Source organism: Peribacillus sp. NJ11 (genome assembly GCF_030348405.1).
Taxonomy (GTDB): Bacteria; Bacillota; Bacilli; order Bacillales; family DSM-1321; genus Peribacillus.
Genome location: NZ_JAUCFO010000001.1, coordinates 4363849 through 4385056, shown reverse-complemented (window position 1 = coordinate 4385056; position 21208 = coordinate 4363849). Strand labels below are relative to the sequence as shown.

The 21208-nt window shown below is 39.1% G+C and carries 21 protein-coding genes; all 21 read left to right on the top strand.

The features are described from left to right. The first annotated feature begins 163 nt into the window (after window positions 1–163). The 21 genes from QUF86_RS21500 (at window position 164) to QUF86_RS21400 (ending at window position 21172) form a co-directional block, all read left to right on the top strand. The gene (locus tag QUF86_RS21500; protein ID WP_289335583.1) at window positions 164–316 is read left to right on the top strand and encodes a hypothetical protein; all 153 of its coding nucleotides are present in this window, start codon (window positions 164–166) and stop codon (window positions 314–316) included. A 325-nt stretch (window positions 317–641) separates the two neighbouring features. Then, the gene (locus QUF86_RS21495) at window positions 642–2027 is read left to right on the top strand and encodes an MFS transporter (protein WP_289316710.1); all 1386 of its coding nucleotides are present in this window, start codon (window positions 642–644) and stop codon (window positions 2025–2027) included. Between the two features lie 82 nt (window positions 2028–2109). Beyond that, complete coding sequence (gene hutH, locus QUF86_RS21490; protein WP_289335581.1) at window positions 2110–3669, top strand: histidine ammonia-lyase; 1560 nt, start codon at window positions 2110–2112, stop codon at window positions 3667–3669. Between the two features lie 92 nt (window positions 3670–3761). Further along, window positions 3762–4889, top strand: a complete 1128-nt coding sequence (gene solA / locus QUF86_RS21485) for an N-methyl-L-tryptophan oxidase (RefSeq protein ID WP_289335580.1) — start codon at window positions 3762–3764, stop codon at window positions 4887–4889. 453 nt (window positions 4890–5342) lie between these two features. Further along, window positions 5343–6104: a 5-oxoprolinase subunit PxpA gene (gene pxpA, locus QUF86_RS21480; RefSeq protein ID WP_289316707.1), complete on the top strand. Its 762-nt coding sequence runs from the start codon at window positions 5343–5345 to the stop codon at window positions 6102–6104. 119 nt (window positions 6105–6223) lie between these two features. Then, entirely contained in the window at window positions 6224–7363 is a 1140-nt protein-coding gene (locus tag QUF86_RS21475) for an NRAMP family divalent metal transporter (protein ID WP_289318402.1), read from the top strand. A gap of 79 nt (window positions 7364–7442) precedes the next feature. Beyond that, entirely contained in the window at window positions 7443–8234 is a 792-nt protein-coding gene (locus QUF86_RS21470) for a putative hydro-lyase (RefSeq protein ID WP_289335578.1), read from the top strand. Window positions 8235–8261: 27 nt separating this feature from the next. Continuing rightward, entirely contained in the window at window positions 8262–9020 is a 759-nt protein-coding gene (pxpB, locus tag QUF86_RS21465) for a 5-oxoprolinase subunit PxpB (RefSeq protein ID WP_063233465.1), read from the top strand. Continuing rightward, on the top strand, window positions 9017–10006 hold the full coding sequence (locus QUF86_RS21460; RefSeq protein WP_289335576.1) for a 5-oxoprolinase subunit C family protein: 990 nt from the start codon (window positions 9017–9019) through the stop codon (window positions 10004–10006). The genes pxpB and QUF86_RS21460 overlap by 4 nt, the downstream gene beginning before the upstream one ends. A gap of 751 nt (window positions 10007–10757) precedes the next feature. Continuing rightward, the gene (locus QUF86_RS21455) at window positions 10758–11840 is read left to right on the top strand and encodes a hypothetical protein (RefSeq protein ID WP_289316703.1); all 1083 of its coding nucleotides are present in this window, start codon (window positions 10758–10760) and stop codon (window positions 11838–11840) included. Continuing rightward, on the top strand, window positions 11827–13995 hold the full coding sequence (locus tag QUF86_RS21450) for a molybdopterin oxidoreductase family protein (protein ID WP_289316702.1): 2169 nt from the start codon (window positions 11827–11829) through the stop codon (window positions 13993–13995). Before QUF86_RS21455 ends, QUF86_RS21450 begins: the two co-directional genes overlap by 14 nt. After that, window positions 13996–14556: a 4Fe-4S dicluster domain-containing protein gene (locus QUF86_RS21445; RefSeq protein ID WP_061462858.1), complete on the top strand. Its 561-nt coding sequence runs from the start codon at window positions 13996–13998 to the stop codon at window positions 14554–14556. A gap of 11 nt (window positions 14557–14567) precedes the next feature. Then, a complete protein-coding gene (locus QUF86_RS21440) occupies window positions 14568–15095 on the top strand; it encodes a QcrA and Rieske domain-containing protein (protein ID WP_289335574.1) in 528 nt (175 codons plus the stop codon). Beyond that, window positions 15085–15276, top strand: a complete 192-nt coding sequence (locus QUF86_RS21435) for a hypothetical protein (protein WP_289335571.1) — start codon at window positions 15085–15087, stop codon at window positions 15274–15276. The genes QUF86_RS21440 and QUF86_RS21435 overlap by 11 nt, the downstream gene beginning before the upstream one ends. 5 nt (window positions 15277–15281) lie before the next feature. Beyond that, a complete protein-coding gene (locus QUF86_RS21430; protein ID WP_289335569.1) occupies window positions 15282–15593 on the top strand; it encodes a hypothetical protein in 312 nt (103 codons plus the stop codon). Further along, window positions 15580–15867 (top strand): hypothetical protein, encoded by a 288-nt coding sequence (locus QUF86_RS21425; RefSeq protein ID WP_289316699.1) that lies wholly within the window; start codon window positions 15580–15582, stop codon window positions 15865–15867. The genes QUF86_RS21430 and QUF86_RS21425 overlap by 14 nt, the downstream gene beginning before the upstream one ends. After that, the gene (locus tag QUF86_RS21420; RefSeq protein ID WP_098371814.1) at window positions 15860–17365 is read left to right on the top strand and encodes a nitrate/nitrite transporter; all 1506 of its coding nucleotides are present in this window, start codon (window positions 15860–15862) and stop codon (window positions 17363–17365) included. The genes QUF86_RS21425 and QUF86_RS21420 overlap by 8 nt, the downstream gene beginning before the upstream one ends. A 199-nt stretch (window positions 17366–17564) precedes the next feature. Next, window positions 17565–18215, top strand: a complete 651-nt coding sequence (locus QUF86_RS21415; protein WP_289316698.1) for a sensor histidine kinase — start codon at window positions 17565–17567, stop codon at window positions 18213–18215. 98 nt (window positions 18216–18313) lie between these two features. After that, the gene (locus QUF86_RS21410) at window positions 18314–18967 is read left to right on the top strand and encodes a response regulator transcription factor (RefSeq protein ID WP_098371816.1); all 654 of its coding nucleotides are present in this window, start codon (window positions 18314–18316) and stop codon (window positions 18965–18967) included. After that, entirely contained in the window at window positions 18957–19418 is a 462-nt protein-coding gene (locus QUF86_RS21405) for a GAF domain-containing protein (RefSeq protein WP_289316697.1), read from the top strand. Before QUF86_RS21410 ends, QUF86_RS21405 begins: the two co-directional genes overlap by 11 nt. 23 nt (window positions 19419–19441) lie before the next feature. Further along, a complete protein-coding gene (locus QUF86_RS21400) occupies window positions 19442–21172 on the top strand; it encodes a sensor histidine kinase (protein ID WP_289335568.1) in 1731 nt (576 codons plus the stop codon). Window positions 21173–21208 lie beyond the last annotated feature (36 nt).

The following is a 21208-nucleotide window of genomic DNA, read 5'->3' as shown; positions in this document are numbered from 1 at the left end:
GCTTTTAGAAGTATTTATCAAATGTAATGGTGCTGAATCGTAGGATGGTGGTTTATCATCCTACCCATTGCCAGCGTTAAATACTTTACTGCTTTACAGTGAGATTTAATGAAAGTATTTTAAGTAAATCGTGGAAATGAATCTTCCATGTGGAGGGAATTTTATGTGGATAATCACTATCCATTTGAAAAATGGCATAAAAATGTTTGAGTTTACCTCAGAAAAGGAAGCTAGGGAAAAATTCGAGGTAATAGAAGGCTGTAAAATCCTTAGTGAAGTCATTTATTTCAATGATTTATGGTTAGTTGAATCTTAAAATTAAGAAGAGAAACTATATATTCATAGCTTAAAAGACAAAAAAGGTAGAAAAATATGAAATAAATTATAGAAAGATTATTATTTCATAATTCATTGCTGGATTTTCTTTTTAGTATTAAGCTTAATCATAAAATGAAAAGCTAACTGTAAATTAATTTCTAACATGCATGCAGGTGTACATTCCTTGTTAGGTAAAGTCAGTAAAATATCATTATTTAGTGGAACTGAAATCTGTTCATTTAATTTCAGGGACACTGCCGGAGTATTACAGTAATAGTTTTTTGATACATAAATCTGATAAATCAAAAAATGGAGGGGATTCTTTGAACGAACAAAAATTCACTATAGACGATGCCCCATTTAATAAGTTTCATTTTCGAATTGCTGGACTTACATTCGGTTCAAGCTTCTGTGATGGCTATTCCCTTGGGATCATTGCGATGGCATTGACAGTATTCGGGCCTCAAATGAACATGAATGCTATGTGGACAGGACTGATCGGCAGTTCCGCTTTAATCGGTCTGTTTGCCGGATCTTTAATACTTGGAAGACTTTCTGATCGTGTAGGCAGACAGAAAATCTTTCTCGTAAACTTTTTACTTATCACGGTTGCTACTCTTTTACAATTTTTTGTTAGTAGTCCAGAAGAGCTTTTCATTTTACGTTTGTTAATTGGTTTTGGACTTGGTGGAGATTACGCTGTCGGTACGACTTTACTCGCCGAGTTTTCACCAAAAAAGTATCGCTCCTCGCTTCTCGCGTCTATAAACGTAGTATGGACGCTTGGATATGTAGCATCAAACTTTGTTGGTCATTACCTGGGACAGGTTGGTTCAGACTCATGGCGTTGGATGCTTGTTAGTGCTGCTATTCCCGCTATTCTGGTTTTAATCTTAAGAATAGGAACCCCTGAATCACCAAGATGGCTTGTCAGCATGGGGCGTGTCGAAGAAGCTCGCCAGATTGTAAAAAAACACCTTGGATCAAACGTTGAAATGGGAGAAACGATTACTGGCACTGAAAATCAAAGGACTCTGGGATTTCGTGGACTTTTCAGTAAAAAGCTTCGTAAGCGTACGGCTTTTGGTGGAATATTCAAATTAACTCTTGTTATTCCATACTTTGCAATCTACACTTTCCTTCCGTCCATACTAAGTACAATGGGTTTTGAACAAAACTTTTTTGCCGATACCATGTTAAATCTATTCTTGCTTGTTGGGGCAATTTTTGGTCTTTGGTTGCTTGCAAAATTTTCTCGTAGAGGATTTACCATCGGGGCTTTCACGATACTTACCGTTTCATTGTTTTCACTCAGCTTCTTACACAATGGTTCTCAATTCTTAATGTTGATAGCCTTCTTGATCTTTACTTTTTTCATGTCAGCAGCATCAAACCTTACATTAGTATACCCAGCAGAGCTTTTTCCAACTGAGATTCGTGGGTCTGGAATAGGTATGGTTACGGCAATTAGTCGAATTGGTTCTGCGATTGGAACATTTCTGCTGCCTGTTTCTTTAAGTTCATTTGGATTAAGTGCTTCAATGGCAGGAATGGCAGCAATTCTGCTGATTGGCTTGATCGTATCGATAGCCTGGGCACCTGAAACGAAGAATCTTTCTTTGCATGAAGCAAGTGACCCTTTGCTAGAAGCGGGAAACTTTTCGAAGGGAACCGATATTCCCTTTACAGAAAATAAGAAAATAACATAAGATTAATTTCCAGTTAATAAATGAGAAGGACCAAATTTTTTTTCTCCTTCTTGATGAGTCATAGGTGAGGAGATGTGTAAGGATGATAACGACCGATTTTTTACATCCTAAAGATATTAAAGAGGTTGCACTAGGTGATGGTGCAGTCTCAATCGAAGAGATAATAGCGGTTGCAAGATATGGTGCAAAAGTTACTTTCACTGAGGTATATTGTGAAAGGGTGGATAAATCACGAAGCTTAATAGAAAAGTTTTTAGAAGATAATAGATTGATTTACGGTGTAACGACAGGTTTTGGCAGTAATATGACAGAAGTGATTTCTCCACAAGACGCAGAAACCCTTCAACGGAATATTGTTCGTTCACATGCTGTTTCAGTAGGGGAACCTCTTGAAAAAGAAGTCGTAAGAGCCATTCAATTGATGATACTCGTGAATTTAGGCCAGGGTTATTCAGGGGTCCGTTTACAAGTTTTAAAGCTTATCGCTTCACTGTTAAATCACGATATACTTCCCTATGTTCCAGGTGAGGGGTCAGTGGGGTATCTGTCTCCTGAAGCCCACATGTCCTTATTGGTGATCGGGGAGGGACGGGCGTGGTACAATGATGAGCTTCTTCCGGGGAAGGATGCGTTAGCACAATCTGGATTGAAGCCAGTTACGCTTGGGTGTAAGGAAGGACTTGCTTTAATAAGCGGAACTGCTTCCGTCACTGCGATGGCTGTCCTGGCTTTATACAATAGCATGCAAGCAGCAAAAACCGCGGACATTACGGGAGCTATGTCATTAGAAGTGCTAAAAGGTACAATAAAAGCATTTGATCCCCGTCCACATGCATTGAAAAAACATGAGGAACAGGCTAAGACAGCCAGAAATGTAACAAGGATTCTTGAAGGCAGCCAAATCATTGATACTTACAAGGAACATAGATTACAAGATGCACTTAGCTTACGATGCATTCCACAAGTCCATGGAGCCATAAAAAGAGTATTGAAAGACGCTGCTGTTTCAATTGAGAATGAAATGAACTCTGTAAGTGACAATCCTCTGATTTTTCCGGAAGAGGAAGATGGAATTGCACTAATGGCTGGGAATTTTGATGGGTCATTTGTTGGGATATACGCGGATACGATTTCCATTGCGTTAGCAAACTTAGCAAAAATAACAGAACGCAGAATAGATCGCCTTGTAAACCATCACCTTAGTGAATTACCTAATTTCTTAGTGGTTAATCCAGGTTTAAATAGTGGCTACATGATTCCACAATATACAGCTGCCGGGCTTTTAAATGAAATCAGGGTGCTCTCGCATCCAGCCACAATAGATAATATCCCTACATGCGCAAATCAAGAAGACGTGATAAGTTTTGCCTATTTCGCTTCGAAGAAAGCCTATCGGATTTCGAAGAAACTTGAATATATTTTAGCCATTGAACTGATGATGGCAACACAAGCGATGGATTTTCATCTACCCTTGAAACCGTCACCGGCTACGGAGGCGGTATATCATTTAGTTCGGAGCGAAGTGCCGATGGTTGAAGAAGATCGCTTTTTCCATCCTGACATTGAAGCGATTCATAGGCAAATTCATGAAGGTGAAATAGTGAAGCTCGTTGAAATGGCGATCGGGGAAATAGAGTTCTAAAACCATATGGAAGCTGTTTTCCTTTATTTAATAAGGTAATGGCTTCCTTTTTTTAATATGAAGGATCATATTAAAAGGAGGAGGGATGTAAGATGCACTATGATGTAATTGTAATTGGAGCTGGATCTATGGGTATGTCTTCAGGTTATTATCTATCAAAAAGTGGACAAAAAGTATTATTAATAGATTCCTTTGCTCCTCCCCATAATAAGGGCAGCCATCACGGGGCAACAAGAATTATTAGACATGCTTATGGTGAAGGCAGGGAGTATATTTCTTTGGCACTTAAATCCCAAAAGCTATGGGGTGAATTGGAAAGAGATACGGGGAAACAATTATTCCTTCCAACAGGGGTCCTGAATGCCGGAAGCGACAATTCGGATTTCATTAAACAAGTGAAAGCGGGGTCAAAGGAATATGGTTTACCTATGAAAATCTTGGATTCACATGAAATTCATGATAGATGGCCTGGAATAACACTGCCAGAAGACTACATTGGGTGCTTTGAATCGACTTCGGGCGTGTTGAAAAGTGAAGAGTGCTTAAGAGCGTATCAACAACTTGCGAAATCCCATGGTGCCGACATCATTGTAAACAGCGAGGTAAGAAAGATAGTTGTTCATGGCAATGGGGTCACGATTAAAACGGATGAACAGACATTCCACTCAGAATCTTTAGTGGTTGCAGTTGGGGCATGGGCCCCGAAAATACTGGCGATGTTAGATTTACATCTGCCGTTAGAACCCATTAGAAAAACATTTGCCTGGTTTCATGCAAATGAGAAATTATATAATCATAATGATTTTCCAGCTTTTACTTTTGATACTTCAGTGGGTACATACTATGGCTTTCCTAGTATAAATGGTTCTGGATTGAAAATAGGGAGACATGATGGAGGAAACCGTATAAATCCTGATGGCTATATTGAGGGTTTTGGTGAATTGGATGAAGATGAGGGAGATTTGGTGAAGTTTTTACGGAAATATATGCCTACTGATCAAAAAATGAAATATGGGAAAACTTGCATCTACACCATGACCCCTGATGAGCATTTTATAGTGGATAAACATCCTTATTACCCACACATTGCTATAGCAGCGGGTTTCTCTGGACACGGTTTTAAATTCAGCAGTGTTATTGGAGAGATTTTAAGTGACCTTATTATTTCAGGTAAAAGTGAGAATGATATCTCACTATTTTCTATAAATCGATTTAATTAAAAATGAGAAGACTTGAAAAGATATTTCGCCATAGTAATGAAAATACAAAGTCGCAAGTTTAACTTGAACCAACATATAGAATGAAAATTAAAGTCGTTGATTCCTTATCATAGGAATCAACGACTTTTTTTATCAGCAAAAAAAGGTTTAGTATATGTTTTTGCCGGTTTATTGATATTACATCTATGTACATAATCTTCTGTTTAATCAAAGATAATATTAGAAGTAAACATCAATGATATTCAAGATAAATGAAAAAATACATAAACATATGTTAGGTTAGCTAACAATTGTATTGTCGAAATAAAAAAAACATGCTAGAATAAGAATATTCCGAAATATGAAACACAAATTCCGAATTTCGGAATTTAATGAAAGTGAAATACTTATTTTTTTATCTACATATTTATAGTTTTTTTTGTTCGAAATTTCTGTAAATAGGAGGAGTCTACAATGAATACAGTTGATTTGAATTGTGATTTAGGAGAGAGTTTTGGCACATATCGAATTGGAAATGATGCAGAGATTTTGGATTATGTAACATCTGTCAATGTTGCTTGTGGATTTCATGCGGGCGATCCGACCGTTATGAGAAAAACGGTTCAACTTGCTTTAGAGAAAGATGTAAAAATTGGTGCCCACCCTGGATTACAAGATTTAATAGGTTTTGGCCGCCGCAATATTAATATTTCACCACAGGAAGCTTATGATATTGTTGTCTATCAAATTGGAGCATTAAATGGCTTTTTGCAATCTGAAGGCGGGAATATGCAACATGTTAAACCACATGGTGCTTTGTACAATATGGCGGCAAAGAATAAAGAGTTGTCTCTTGCCATAGCTGAAGCTGTATACAAAATTAATCCTGAGCTCATTTTATTTGGCTTGTCGGGCAGTGAATTAATACGTGCTGGACAGACCATTGGATTACAAACGGCTAGTGAAGTGTTTGCAGATCGGACATATCAACAAGATGGTTCTTTGACTTCTCGTATGAAAGCGCATGCAATGATAGAAAATGATGATGATGCTGTTGCACAAGTAATTCGAATGGTTAAAGAAGGAAAGGTTTTGTCACAGCAAGGAACTGATGTGACTTTAAAGGCAGATACAATTTGTATTCATGGGGACGGAGCACATGCTTTAACCTTTGCTCGTCATGTAAAAAAATCCTTAGAAATATCTGAAATTACAGTTAAGTCTATTTCTAAATAAAATCACAAACATCTAGGAGGCAGATTCCATTGGAGCAAATCAAGAATTCAACTGACCCGAAAAAAAATCATTCTAAGCCAAAAACTAACAGGACCTTATTGCTAGGTGCAGCATTTCTTATGGCAACATCAGCCATAGGACCAGGTTTTTTAATGCAGACAACTGTTTATACCCAAAGTCTTGCAGCAAGTTTTGGGTTTGTTATCCTTATTTCAGTTATTCTTGATATTTTTGCACAAACAAATGTATGGCGCATTATTGCTGTATCTGAAAAACGAGGACAAGAGATTGCAAACATGGTTCTTCCAGGACTAGGTTATGTTCTAGCGGCACTCATAGTTATGGGGGGGCTAGCATTTAATATAGGGAACATCGCAGGAGCTGGACTTGGTCTAAATGCGATGATTGGAATTTCCCCAACAACTGGAGCAGCAATTAGTGCAGTTATTGCAGTATTAATATTTGTAGTAAAAGAAGCAGGAAAAGCCATGGACCGCTTTACACAAATTGCAGGCATTTTTATGATCTGCTTGATGATATATGTTGCATGGACAACTGCTCCTCCAGTTGGAGAAGCAGTTGTGAAGACATTTGCACCTGATAAGATTGATATTATCGCAATCGTTACATTAGTTGGAGGATCTGTGGGTGGCTATATTACATTTGCTGGCGGTCATCGTCTATTGGATGCAGGAGTGAAAGGTGTCGGAGCACTGCCACAAGTAACAAAGAGTTCAGTAATGGGTATTTTAATAACCACAGTTATGCGAGTTGCATTATTTTTAGCAGTTCTAGGTGTTGTATCTAAAGGCTTGCAAATTGATTCAGAAAACCCTGCGGCATCCGTTTTTCAACTTGCTGCTGGAAATGTAGGTTATAAAATGTTTGGTATCGTCATGTGGGCTGCAGCAATCACATCAGTAGTTGGTGCTGCATATACTTCCGTTTCGTTTATCAGAACATTCAGCGAAAAAATAAATAAAAAGGCTAACTGGATTATCATTGGCTTTATAGTCGTATCGACCATTTGCTTTCTATTAATTGGTCAACCGGTTAAAGTACTACTTGTAGTAGGGGCAATTAATGGTCTGATTTTACCAATTGCACTTGGTACACTTTTAATTGCGGCATATAAGAAGAATATTGTGGGTGATTATAAACATCCTTTATGGTTGACGATTTCAGGTGTATTTGTGGTAATCGTCATGGCGTTAATGGGCGTATATACATTAATGAAACAACTGCCCGCTCTTTTTTAATGATACATCAATAAAACGGGGTGGAAGTGGCGTGCGAGTTTGTCACTGACTCCCAGTTCTTAATAGGAGATGAATATTAATGATCGATCTTTCTCAAGCTACCCCGGCTGAATTGCGCGCATTGATCCGCAACAATGAATTGATTAAGCCAACTGCTGGAATGGCAAACGGATATGCACAAGCAAACTTGGCCATCTTAAAAAAAGAGCATGCTTTTGATTTTTTATTGTTTTGTCAGCGTAATCCTAAGTCTTGTCCACTTCTAGACGTAACAGAAATTGGTTCTCCTATTCCTAAATTTGCTGCTCAGTCTGGTGATATACGTACAGATATTCCAAAATACAGGATATATAAATATGGTGAATTAATGGAAGAAGTAACGGATATTTCAGATTATTGGGAAGATGATATGGTTGGGTTTTTAATCGGTTGCAGCTTTACATTTGAACATGCCCTTTTAAACAACGATATTTCCATTCGTCATATTGAAGAGAACTGTAATGTACCGATGTATAAAACGAATATTTCATGTGTTGAAGCAGGGATATTTCACGGGAAAATGGTAGCGAGCATGCGTCCGATTCCTCAGAAAGATGTGGTGCGAGCGGCTCAAGTTACATCACGTTTTCCTGCTGTTCATGGTGGTCCAATCCATATTGGAGATCCGGAGGCGATTGGTGTTTCTAACATACAGCAACCTGATTTTGGTGATGCAGTAACGATACGTGAAGGAGAAGTGCCGGTCTTCTGGGCTTGTGGAGTAACGCCTCAATCTATCGCAATGGAAACAAAACCGGCGATTATGATTACGCATGCACCAGGACATATGTTTATAACGGATATCCGTGATGAAAAATTAGGCGTTTTATAATATTACTAACAGAAAGAGTTGAGCTCTATGCCGGAAAAGCTTTTGAATAAAACTACATGCATACTGTCTCCCTTAGGCGATTCCGCAATCGTGATTACATTTGGGAATGAAATTAAATACGACATTCACAAAAAAATTAAAATGTTTATGGATTTGCTTGAAGATGAACCTTTTGTTGGATTTATAGAATGTGTGCCGGCTTTTACAAATTTGACAGTTTTTTATGATCCTCTAGTTATCTATAAGAAACAAAAACAAAGCAATAATGATGAATTTATTTCTCCATATGAAGTGGTTCGTTCTATCATGGAAAGGAAACTACAGTGGTTAAAAGAAGATAAAAAGCTGACACATCGAACTGTTTCTATTCCTGTATGTTATGGGGGGGAATATGGCCCGGATTTGGAATATGTAGCTCGTTATAATAATTTAACTACTGATGAAGTCATCCATATTCATTCAAATGGTGAGTACTTAGCCTATATGATTGGATTTGCTCCAGGTTTTCCGTTTCTCGGTGGACTATCAGAAAAAATTGCAACACCTAGAAGATCTTCTCCTAGAATGACCATACCAACAGGAGCAGTTGGAATTGCAGGTATGCAAACGGGTGTATATCCAATATCTACGCCTGGAGGGTGGCAATTAATTGGACAAACGCCAACCAAACTATTCTTACCAGATGTAAATCCTCCAAGCCTATTACAAGCAGGAGACATTGTGAAATTCCATCCAATTTCTAATCAAGAGTATAATGAAATTATTCTTAAGGAGGGGTTACAGTGAGCCTGTGCGTAATCAAACCGGGATTATTAACTAGTATTCAGGATCTTGGAAGAAAAGGGTTTCAGCAACATGGAGTGATTGTAAGCGGCGCAATGGATGCATATTCCCTACGAATTGCCAATATGTTAGTTGGCAATAAAGAAGGTGAAGCGGCCATAGAAATTACGTTAATGGGTCCGACTCTTAAAATAGAAAAAAATTGCTTGATCGCGATAACAGGTGGAAATTTATCACCTACTATTGACAGTCAAGCTGTTCCAATGTGGAAGCCTGTTTATGTAAAAAAAGGCTCTATTCTTCGATTCGCGGGATGTAAAACAGGTTGTAGGACTTATTTGTCTGTAGCGGGAGGATACGCTATTTCTACAGTTATGAATAGTAAAAGTACATATCTAAGAGGGGAAATTGGGGGCTATAAGGGAAGAGCATTAAAAGTAGATGATGTTGTGGATTTTAATGAAACTTCTACGATTCTAGATAAACGGGAGTTTAAAGAAGCGTTTATCGCTCCAAAGTGGTTTGTCAATGAAAAGGAGTTTATGCCAAGTCGCATGCCAGTTATTCGTTTCATAGATGGAAGCCAGTATGATTATTTTACGGACTCTAGTAAAGTTAGTTTTGCAGAGAATTTGTTTAAAGTTTCAAACCAATCTGATCGTATGGGCTATAGAATATCAGGTCCTTTGTTAGAGTTACAGGATAAAAGGGAGCTATTGTCTGAAGCAGTAACTAACGGGTCTGTTCAAGTTCCTCCTGATGGAAACCCTATCATTCTTCTTGCGGATAGCCAAACAACGGGAGGGTATCCTAAGATAGCTCAAGTGATTACTGCAGATTTACCATTAATTGCTCAGGTCAAACCAGGGGAAGCTATTCAATTTTCAAGAGTAACCTTAAAAGAAGCCGAGCAGCATTTCCTTCAAAAAGAACAACAATTAAAAGATTTAAAGGTTTCGATTTCATTAGCTCTAAAAAACATCATGTAATATAGTTACTTCATCAAGAAGTAACAAAAGGAAGAGAGTACTCTTATTAAAAGGGTACTTTCTTTTTTTGTTAATACATAATAAGTGAAAGATGGAGCCTCGATTTATTTTCTTTATTCAAGGGAGTTTTTCAAATAAATTGTTGCTTTATTTTACCTTAATACTTGATGGCTGATGTGACTCCAACAAGTATTAAGGTAATGACTGTATCAAGAATTACTTTATCTTGCGTTTAAGTTTAGTATTAACCGTTGAATTTCTATGTGGATTTTTATCGCTCCTATCTGATTAAATGTTTCGATCTATCAGAATTCTCTATCCCACTTTTACTATGTATGTGCAGTTCTTCTTTCAGTCAATAAAAATCTTGAATACTAATATCTTTTTGTGAGATTATGTCTCAATAATTTCACCTCTATGTACTTATTTTCATTAAAAAACATTTGTTTTCGGTAATCGATTTTATCATATGCAAAGACTGCAAAAACAACAAACATCCCTTAATCATACTAACCTCTAGAAAAACTTCCATCAGCATTTCCTCCATTGCAAAATAAAATATAAAAACTGGAAAAGAGAAAACTTGAACATTGAAATATAGTACAGGCAGTTCTGCACATCAGAACTGTTTTTTTATTTTAAAAGATAGGGGAATTTTCCCCTTAGGATAGGGAAGTTCCCCGATATAGAACAATCGGGGAAGACCTTACAATAAGGGTATGGTAATTGTTTGTGATAAGGAGGAATAGTAATGCAGGCAAAAGTCGCAGTAAATCAAAAAACAGGAAAATCGATTGATGATGCTTTTGCATCACATTTTGCCAAGTCTATGTTTCTAGCAGTTTGCGGACTTGTTTTTTTATCGTTTATTGGTACGAGAATGTTTACACATGTAGATTTAAACCTTTATGGATATATGGTGGGGACGTTTATTTTTATTGGGGGTTTCTTTTACAGATTTATCGCATGGGGAGAAAGGCCGCCAACAAAGGTTTTTATAAAGAAAGGAATCAAGATTCTATTTAGAAAATCAACGCCTAAAACTACAGTTGAACATTTAGCAACATACAATTTCATCTGGAACAGGGGAATTTACCGATGGACTCAGCACGTTCTAATGGGCTGGGGATGCATTCTTTCCTGCTTCGTGACATTTCCCCTCGTATTTGGATGGATGTACTTCACCATGGACGACAACGGTTACTACAACATCATCGCAATGGGGATCCAGGTAATGACAGTACCAGCTAATGGGATCATTGCGTACATATCATATAACGCTCTGAACATTACTGCTGTAATGGTCATTGCCGGAGTATGCATGGCTCTTTACCGCCGCTTGAAAAATATGCAGGCAAGAGCAGAACAACAATTCATGTATGACTTCCTTCCATTATTCATGCTGTTATTGGTCAGCGTTACAGGATTGGCATTAACGTTCATGAACATCTTTTTGCACGGTGCAGGACAGCCAGCCATGTCCCTGATTCACCAGTGGTCAGTCATTATTACACTGATTTATCTTCCGTTCGGAAAACTTGCTCACATACCTTTCCGCCCACTGAGTGTATTTGCCAGAAACTACAGAGAGCATTATGCGGAACAATCCATGAAAGAATGCAAAGTCTGCGGTAATGAGTTTGTTTCAACAGAACAATCAAAAGATGTCATAGAGGTTCTCGGTAAGAATGATATAGAATTCCAAACGAAGGATGGCCACCACCTCGCTGAAATGTGCCTTCCTTGTCGAAGAAAATACCGGATTGCCCAATTTTCCGGGTTTCCCAGCCATGAGGTAAAAGTTAAGGAGGCAAACCAGAATGCAAAAGGATAAGTTTTTCAAAGAAGAAAAGAATGTGATACACCCTAATGAAACATTGGTCAAAACCCATTGTGCTTATTGCGGAATGCAGTGCGGAATGAATTTAAGGGTAAATAGAGCGACAAATAAAATCATTGGGGTTGAACCACGTTATGACTGGCCCGTAACTGTTGGGAAAATGTGTCCAAAAGGGGTTACAGCTTACCAGCAGACGAACCATGATGATCGCATTTTAACACCGCTTATTCGTGATGATGCATCATTAAAGGGAACAAAGGAAGGCTTCCGAGAAGCCAGCTGGGATGAAGCATATGATTTAATCGCGAAAAAATTCAGTGAGCTTCAAAAAAAATATGGAAAAGATTCATTATCCGTTTTCAGCGGCGTATCAATGACGAATGAAAAATGTTATTTAACAGGGAAATTTGCACGTGTGGCTCTTGGCACGCGCTACATTGACTATAATGGCCGATTCTGCATGTCTAGTGCGGCCGGGGGATTCCTTCGTTCTTTCGGCGTAGATAGAGGTTCAACATTACCTTGGACAGATATTCATGAAACTGATTGCTTATTTCTTGCAGGAAGCAACACAGCAGAATGCCATCCAACTTCTATGTTCAGAGTCTGGAACGTTCAAGAAAGAGGCGGTTACATTATCGTGGCGGATCCCCGCGAAACGCCTGTTGCGAGAAGAGCGGATGTTCATCTTGACTTGAAACCGGGAACGGACCTTGCCCTTGCTAATGGAATCTTAAATGAATTAATTCAAAATGGTTATGCTGATGAAGAATTTATTAATAATCATACAAATGGATTTGAAGAAACAAAAGAGCTTGTAAAAGATTTTACGCCGGAATATACGAGTGAGCTTACAGGTGTTGCACCGGAAAAGATCATTCGCGCAGCAGAGATTTATGGAAGATCACCGAATGCAGTTGTCATGTTTGCCCGTGGAATTGAACAGCAGCATAAGGGCGTTGACAATGTATCTGGATATACAAACATGGCGCTTGTAACAGGTAAGATTGGCCGTCCGAAGTCTGGTGTAGCAACTTTCACTGGTCAAGGAAACGGACAGGGTGGACGCGAGCATGGTCAGAAAGCGGATTTATTGCCAGGATACCGGAAAATTACGAATCCTGAACATGTGGAAGAAGTTTGTAACGTATGGAATATCACTCCGGAAGAAATGCCTAAGCCTGGTGTTTCGGCTTATGAAATGTTTGAACTGATGGAGCAAAAAACGATTCGCGGATTATATCTGCTATGTTCTAATCCTGCAGTATCTGCGCCTAACCTGAATTTTGTCAGAAGAGCGATGAAAAACCTGGATTTTATGCTGTGTTCGGATTTCTATCTTTCTGAATCAGCAGAGTTTGCGGATGTGATCCTGCCGTCCGTAACGTGGTCAGAAGATGAAGGAACAGTTACAAACCTTGAAGGGCGAATTATTAAGATAAATAAGGCACAAGAACCAATCGGAAAATCTAAGCCCGATTGGCAAATACAAGTAGAGCTTGCAGAACGTCTTGGGAGAGGAAGATATTTTTCCCATTTGAAAACTGCAAAAGATGTGGCAGATGAATTCAGACTGGCCAGTAAAGGCGGAAATGCCGATTATTACGGCGCCACATGGGATAAGATTGACAAACAGGACGGGGTATTTTGGCCGTGTAAGGATGCAAATGACAAGGGAACGCCGCATATGTTCTTGGATAAAAAATTCTATCATGCAGACGGTAAAGCGAAAATTTGTGCACTTCCTTACCGTCCCCCTGCTGAGGAGCCAGATGAAAAATATCCGCTTCGTTTAACAACTGGACGTGTCGTTTACCACTATCTATCAGGGAACCAGACGAGAAGAATTCAGTTCCTTCGTGATATGTGTCCGGAACCTTACGTGGAAGTACATCCGGATACAGCAAAAAAATACAATATGGACCATGAGGATAAGGTCCGCCTGTATACCCGAAGAGGTGAGGCAATCTATAAAGTGAAAATTACAGAAGCAATTCGTGAAGACACTGTATTTGTTCCATACCACTTTGGGCACGAGCAATCTATCAATCTATTAACCATTGCAGCGCTTGATCCAATGTCCCGTATGCCGGAATTTAAGGTCTGTGCAGCCCAAATGGAAAAAGTCGAAATAAAGAAGGTGCAATAAATGAAAAAGAGGCTCTACTTAGAACTTGAAAACTGCATAGGATGCAGGTCATGTCTAGCGGCTTGTACACAATGCGGAGGGCATGAAGAGCGGAACAGAAACTATGTATATGATGTAAACCCTCTGGTCAATCGGCAAACGATGCCTCTTATGTGCCTTCATTGCGTAAATCCTGCCTGTGCAAGGAGTTGTCCGGCCCAGGCAATCCAAATCCATGAGACAGGGGCCGTGTTATCAGCACTCGTTGAAAAATGTATCGGCTGCCAAAATTGTACGATTGCTTGCCCATATGGAATACCGAAATTTGACACTGAACAAAACTTAATGTACAAATGCGATTTATGTATCGACCGGACAAAAGACAGTATCCCGCCAATGTGTGCAAGTGTTTGCCCATCCAATACACTTCAATGGTTGACAGATGAAGAAATTGAAAATAAGAGAAAACAATTTAATCTAGATAATGGAAAATGGGTGACTAGCCTTCCTTATCTTGAAAGTGAAACGAACGTTAAGGTAAATCTCCCAGGTATTTTACAGGGGATAACCAAGCTATATTAGGAGGGATTAAGATGCCGTCAGATAAAAATAATAAAATTCCCTTTAATGAAGATAATTACACTCATAATATTGAACGGAATAATGAAAGAAAGCTTGACAGACGTGGGTTCATGAAAACATTGGTGGGTGCTGCTGGCGTATTCGCCATTTCCTCCCTCCCTTGGGGGGCGGTAGCGGCTAAAGAATTGATGGGGCTTGGGGAGAAGGAGTATCCTCACAAAAAAATCACAGATGTAAGCAAACTTGCAATTGGTGACGCAAAGAATTTTAAATTTCCAGGTGATCATGATGATGCTATTTTGATCAGATTGTCAGAAAAGAAATACGTAGCATACCAAAATGCATGCACACATCTTCGCTGCCCAGTTTTCTGGGTGAAGGAAGAGGGCGAGATGATCTGCCCTTGCCATCATGGGAAATTTGATGTTAAAACAGGCGTTCCGACTGCAGGGCCGCCAAGAAGGCCGCTGCCTGAGATTCAGGTGAAAGTGGAAAATGGGGCGGTATACGCAGTAAGGGTGAAGCGTTATGAAGTTTAAGTTTATCGGTGTCGCGTTGCTTTGTGCCTTCTTGATGATGAATATTGTATTCACCCAATTCATGGTTCACCAATTTTATTATGAAAATTATATAAATGTTCTAATATTTGGTGGATTGAACATTGTTGTGTTTCCCTTAGCGTTATTTACGTATAAAAAAACTAAATACGAAAAGGCGTGAATCAAATGAACAGTGAAACTTACATTGATTTATGTTTTGTAAAAGTAGCATCCGTAAACTTTTCTTCTGAAATCGATAAGCTCCTTTCAGACCTATTTAAAGGCTCCCGCCTTAACTGGTATTTGGATGAAAAGTCAATAGATGGGTTAGATATTGTAGTTGCAGAAGTAAAGGGAATGAGTGGTTGGGAATCTGAAGAAGAAACAATTGAATTTATCGAGAATCATGCAGATGATAGATTATGGGAATATTTGCATGGTTATCAAGTATATGTATACAGTTCAAAGAGAGGGTGCAATACATGTGGAACACATTAAATTGGAAGGTTTACAATCATTAGTCTCGGAAAAAGCTAGAGTGGCAATCTTGGATGATGGTGGGCAGGATAAAGCGCACTTTGTTTCTAAAACGATTGTTAAGGTGGAGATTTGTCCTGACATGACACATCTACGGATATATTTTGACCACCATAATTTTTTCGCTGTCCCTTTGGCATGCAATATGGCTAAAAATAAAAATGAGTGGTCAGCTTTTGACGAAAGCACAGGGTTACAATATGTAATTAGAAGAGAGTGTGATCAGAATGATTAGGAAAATACAGCTTCCATTACAGACTTTAAACTTAGTAGTAGGATTTATGGTGTGGGTATTAATTTCTTCCCTGATGCCTTTTATTAAAGAAGATATTGCTATACCTGAAGGCCAGCTTGCACTGGTGACAGCCGTTCCGGTTATATTGGGATCAGTACTTCGTATCCCCCTTGGCTTTTACGCCAATCAGTTCGGGGCACGGAAAATTTTCCTGATTAGCTTTATTTTACTATTGTTCCCTGTTTATTATATCAGTATCGCCGATTCCCTTGCCGACTTATTGATTGGAGGACTTTTCCTTGGTATTGGAGGAGCCGTATTCTCTGTTGGAGTAACCTCTTTACCTAAGTATTATCCAAAGGAGCGACATGGCTTTGTAAACGGCATTTACGGTGCAGGGAACCTTGGAACGGCAGTATCGGCTTTTGCTGCACCTGTTGTAGCTGAGAATTTTGGCTGGTCAACAACTGTACAGCTTTATCTTGTGATTTTGGCTGTCTTTATCGCAGGTAACTTTCTGTTAGGGGATAAAAAAGAGCTGAAAGTAAAAACACCGCTTTTAGAACAAGTGAAGAGTGTCTACAAAAATGAAAAACTATGGCTGCTAAGTTTATTCTACTTTATTACATTCGGTTCTTTTGTTGCATTTACTATCTATCTGCCAAATTTTCTTGTAGCGAACTTTGGTTTGGATAAAGTTGACGCCGGTTTGAGGACAGCAGGCTTTATTGTTCTTGCTACCCTAATGAGACCAATTGGCGGATGGCTTGCAGATCGCTTTCATTCCCTCATTCTGCTCATGTTCGTTTTCGGAGTGTATACGGTTTCAGCGATGATTCTATCCTTTGCTCCATCGATTGGCTGGTACACTTTTGGTTGTTTGAGTATTGCCCTCTGTGCGGGAATGGGAAATGGTGTCATTTTTAAACTGGTGCCCATGTATTTCCAAAAGCAGGCTGGTATTGTGAATGGTATTGTTTCCGCAATGGGCGGTTTGGGAGGTTTTTTTCCGCCATTAATTTTATCCTTGTTATTCAATATCACAGGACATTATGCAATCGGGTTCATGGCATTGTCAGAAGTTGCCCTTGCAAGTTTGATTTTAGTTGTCTGGATGTATTTCCAAGGCAAAATGGGGCTTGCCAAAGAAGTGATTGATCATACAATAGAAGGGATTCTTATTACCGATACCACCGGCAAAATCATTTCAGTAAACCCTTCGTTTTGCAGTATTACGGGTTATCAGGAAAATGAAGTAATAGGGAAGAACCCTAGTATACTTAAGTCAGGCAGACAGCCTCAAACTTTTTATGAGGATTTGTGGAAATCCATTGAGATAAACGGGTTCTGGCAAGGTGAAATCTGGAATAGCCGAAAGGATGGACAGCAATATCTACAATGGCTGACCATTAGTTCGATAAAGAATGATGCGGGGGATGTCGTTCAATATGCAGGAATGTTTAGTGACATTTCAAGTCATAGAGTGAAAAAGGCATAAAATGAACTGCGTGCATGAAATCATTGGATTTGAAGGCTGAATTGGAGTTTTCAAGAACGAGAAATTTTAATTGCTAAGTTTCCGGTGGGAGAGAAGGTATACGTCAGTGTTTTAACCGCTAGACCGAAAGTGTAATTGGGAGAGCATGTCATATTTTGAATGGCCAATAATCAGCGACAATCGAAGAAGGAGGGTGGGAATGAATACTAAGCCACTCAAAAACAACCTCAGTTCTTATATCATACAAACACATGAAGAAGAGATTAAAAGAATTGCCATGGAGCTTCATGAAGGTGTGGGGCAGTCCCTTTCCAGTCTCTTTTCTGGAATGCAGCTCATTGAATCGGCAATCGAACAGCCTGCCATGAAAAGCTATGCAGGTGATATGAATCAGTTATTGGAAAAGGCCATTCAAGAAATCAGGCTTTTGGCTGTAGAATTGCATCCTCCTACCCTTACAACTCTTGGGCTTATTTCAGCTATAAAAAGCTACATAAAATTATACACTTCAACCTACGGCCTTGAGGTTGAGCTGGAGAACCATGGTATTGAATCGCAAATCTCTGATAGAGAAAGCATTACACTTTTCAGGGTCTGCCAAGAAGCATTGGTGAATATAGCAAGGTATGCTGACACAACGAAGGCATGTATGATATTTAAATGGGAAAAAAGCAGGTTATTGGTTTTGATTAAAGATTCAGGGAAAGGGTTTGAGGTTGAAGCCGCTATGAATAAGTTGAGCGGGCTTGCTGCCATGTGTGAAAGAATGCATTTGATCGGCGGAAATTGTACCATTGTTTCGAAAATAGATGACGGGACATCTATAGAGATTTCTCTGCCATTATATTAAAATGCTAAACAAGGGGTTTGCGAATTTTGCAATCCCCATTGTTGTTTCATATTCATTAATAACGATAGAAATACGAACAAAGCTAAGGGGGAGCCGCTTTGATAAAAATTTTGCTTTGCGATGATCACGCCGTTGTAAGAATGGGCTTAAAGATGCTATTAAACAATCATGCGGATATGGAAGTGATAGGGGAAGCTTCAGAGGGGAACGAGGGAATACAACGAGCACTAGAGCTTCAGCCTAATGTGGTAGTCATGGATTTAAGCATGCCTCATGGGAAAGATGGCTTATCGGCGACTTCCGAACTAAAAAAACTAATGCCTGAGGTAGCCATATTAATACTTACCATGCATGATGATGATGAATATTTGTTCAGAACTATTCAAGCGGGGGCTTCAGGCTGTATTTTAAAAAGTGCACCACATGAAGAATTATTGGTAGCCATCCGATCTTTAGCGAACGGAAATGCGTACCTTCATCCATCTGCAACAAAAAGGGTAATGGAAGAATACTTAGGCAGTGTGAAGCAGGGGGCAGCTGATTCTTTCAATCTGTTGTCTGACCGGGAAAAAGAGGTACTGACCTTGATAGCGAAAGGGTTTTCAAACAAAGAGATTGCAGGACAGCTTGTCATAAGCGTGAAAACGGTTGAAAGCCATAAAGGAAACCTAATGGAAAAGCTCAAGATGAAAACAAGGCATGAGCTTGTTGCATTCGCTTTAAAAAAGGGGTTATTAGGGTATGGAATTTAGCGGGGGCAGTAAATCGAAAGAGGATCAACCGTTTAAAGAAGCGTGTGAACATGCATTAGAAGAAATGAACTGTGACTTTGTAGGCCTTGCCTTACAAAACAGGAAAGGTCCTGACATAAGCTGGCATTATGCCGCCGGAAACAGAAATGATAAATACAAAAGGATAACTGTTCGATATGGAAAAGGAATAGCAGGTAAGGTCATATCAACGGGGAGGCCGATGAAAATCGAGGGTTTTCCAAATAATATTCACGGCAAAGCCTTAGAGTACCCCATCATGCTTGCGGAAAATCTCAATTGCGCTTTCGCAGTTCCCATTCATTTTAAAGGTGTTCCTAAAGGGGTATTATTAGTAGGTAAACGAACAGATCAGCCTATTTCTGAAAGTGACCAGCATACGATCCTTGATGCAGCGAAAAAATTGGAAAAGGAAATGAACAGCTCGATTTAACAAGGCAACAAGGAGGATTATGTATGGACTTGAATAAACATTTGGAAATGAAAAAAGGGATTTCTCCTGGATCTAGCGATGCGACAATCCTTGTCAATGAATCAGGAGTCATCTCTTTTGCGGATCAACAAGTATATGAAAACTTTGGTTATGAACATCAAGAATTGAATGGGGAAAAGCTCCTGAATCTTATACCAGGGGTAAACCTTCAGTCAAGTGGGGAAGGGGAAATTATCCACCATTTTGGAATTCACCAGGATGGTCATGCTTTTTCGCTTTTTTTCAGAGTGAACTCCTTTCAGCTTGCGAAAGAGCTCTATTATTTAATCGTGGTCCATAAAGTGAAAGACCAATCACGGATTAACCAGCAGCAAACCTATCCGATAAATGAGCTGGTTGATTTAATTTACGCACTTGATGAATCAACGATTGTTGCATTTACCGATGAAAAAGGCAAGATAATATACTTGAATAAGAAATTTTGTGAGGTATCCAAATATTCAGCAGCAGAGCTCATTGGGAAGGACCACCGAATTATCAATTCAGGTTTTCATTCAAAGGGATTTATGCAAGATCTTTGGCGAACAATTTCATCAGGAAGTGTATGGCGGGGTGAAATTAAGAACAAAGCGAAGGATGGAACCTATTATTGGGTGGATACCACAATTGTCCCTTTCTTAAATGAAGACGGGAACCCTTATAAATACTTGGCAATCCGGAAGGAAATAACCGAATATAAACGAGTTTTAGAGGAATTAGGAAAATCCGTTAATAAAATGGCCGATTTTCAATTTGCTTTGGATTCTTCCTCAATTGTGGCAATAACCGATCAAAGAGGGACGATCAAATATGTCAATGATCAATTTTGCCGGATCTCAAAGTTTTCAAAAGAAGAGCTGATCGGACAGGATCATCGAATTATTAACTCGGGCTTTCATTCGAGAGAGTTTTTCAACAATCTTTGGAAAACAATATCAGCAGGGGAAGTATGGAAAGGCGAGATTAAAAATAAGTCCAAAGATAGTACTTATTATTGGGTGGATACGACAATCGTTCCATTTCTTGATGAGTTCAATAAACCTTACCAATATTTGGCGATTCGTCATGAAGTGACCCAGCGTAAGCTTGCGGAAGAAGAGATTCAGAAAATGACCGGGAAAATCATTGATGTGCAGGAAGAAGAAAGAAAACGCATTTCCCGAGAGCTTCATGATGATATCGGTCAAAACTTATACAGCCACCTCATAACAATTAACAGACTGCAGACTGAAATGGATCATCCCCTGTTAGATCAGATGCAGGATGAAGCGACCGAAATTATCGAAGCACTCCGGCATCTATCGTGGGAATTAAGGCCATCCGTACTTGATGATCTTGGTCTGTTCCCTGCCATTCGATCTTTATTGGTGCAATTTTCAGAGCATCATCATATCAAGGTCCATTTTGACTGCTATTTGAATTGCCGTCTGAATACAAACAAAGAAATTACCATTTACCGTATTATCCAAGAAGCATTAACAAATATTCGGAAATATGCTCAAACCGAAGAAGCTACAGTGACAATCCGGGAAATAGAGGAAGAAGTTCTAGTGGAAATTGAAGATAAAGGAAAAGGATTTGACATAGAAAAAGTTACCCGTGGGGTAGGTTTATTCAGTATGGAGGAAAGAGCCAGAGCTTCCGATGGCAACCTTATCCTTCATTCTGGTGAAGGGAAAGGGACAAAAGTAATGTTGAAAATGCCTTTGTGGTGAATGGATTTTTCGTAATTCTCAAGCAAATTAACTCGC

Excerpts from the sequence above, each read along its gene's own strand:
- QUF86_RS21500 (WP_289335583.1), top strand. The coding sequence starts at position 164 with ATGTGGATAATCACTATCCATTTGAAAAATGGCATAAAAATGTTTGAG.
- hutH (WP_289335581.1), top strand. The coding sequence starts at position 2,110 with ATGATAACGACCGATTTTTTACATCCTAAAGATATTAAAGAGGTTGCA.
- solA (WP_289335580.1), top strand. The coding sequence starts at position 3,762 with ATGCACTATGATGTAATTGTAATTGGAGCTGGATCTATGGGTATGTCT.
- pxpA (WP_289316707.1), top strand. The coding sequence starts at position 5,343 with ATGAATACAGTTGATTTGAATTGTGATTTAGGAGAGAGTTTTGGCACA.
- QUF86_RS21475 (WP_289318402.1), top strand. The coding sequence starts at position 6,224 with ATGGCAACATCAGCCATAGGACCAGGTTTTTTAATGCAGACAACTGTT.
- QUF86_RS21470 (WP_289335578.1), top strand. The coding sequence starts at position 7,443 with ATGATCGATCTTTCTCAAGCTACCCCGGCTGAATTGCGCGCATTGATC.
- pxpB (WP_063233465.1), top strand. The coding sequence starts at position 8,262 with ATGCCGGAAAAGCTTTTGAATAAAACTACATGCATACTGTCTCCCTTA.
- QUF86_RS21455 (WP_289316703.1), top strand. The coding sequence starts at position 10,758 with ATGCAGGCAAAAGTCGCAGTAAATCAAAAAACAGGAAAATCGATTGAT.
- QUF86_RS21450 (WP_289316702.1), top strand. The coding sequence starts at position 11,827 with ATGCAAAAGGATAAGTTTTTCAAAGAAGAAAAGAATGTGATACACCCT.
- QUF86_RS21445 (WP_061462858.1), top strand. The coding sequence starts at position 13,996 with ATGAAAAAGAGGCTCTACTTAGAACTTGAAAACTGCATAGGATGCAGG.
- QUF86_RS21440 (WP_289335574.1), top strand. The coding sequence starts at position 14,568 with ATGCCGTCAGATAAAAATAATAAAATTCCCTTTAATGAAGATAATTAC.
- QUF86_RS21435 (WP_289335571.1), top strand. The coding sequence starts at position 15,085 with ATGAAGTTTAAGTTTATCGGTGTCGCGTTGCTTTGTGCCTTCTTGATG.
- QUF86_RS21430 (WP_289335569.1), top strand. The coding sequence starts at position 15,282 with ATGAACAGTGAAACTTACATTGATTTATGTTTTGTAAAAGTAGCATCC.
- QUF86_RS21420 (WP_098371814.1), top strand. The coding sequence starts at position 15,860 with ATGATTAGGAAAATACAGCTTCCATTACAGACTTTAAACTTAGTAGTA.
- QUF86_RS21415 (WP_289316698.1), top strand. The coding sequence starts at position 17,565 with ATGAATACTAAGCCACTCAAAAACAACCTCAGTTCTTATATCATACAA.
- QUF86_RS21405 (WP_289316697.1), top strand. The coding sequence starts at position 18,957 with ATGGAATTTAGCGGGGGCAGTAAATCGAAAGAGGATCAACCGTTTAAA.
- QUF86_RS21400 (WP_289335568.1), top strand. The coding sequence starts at position 19,442 with ATGGACTTGAATAAACATTTGGAAATGAAAAAAGGGATTTCTCCTGGA.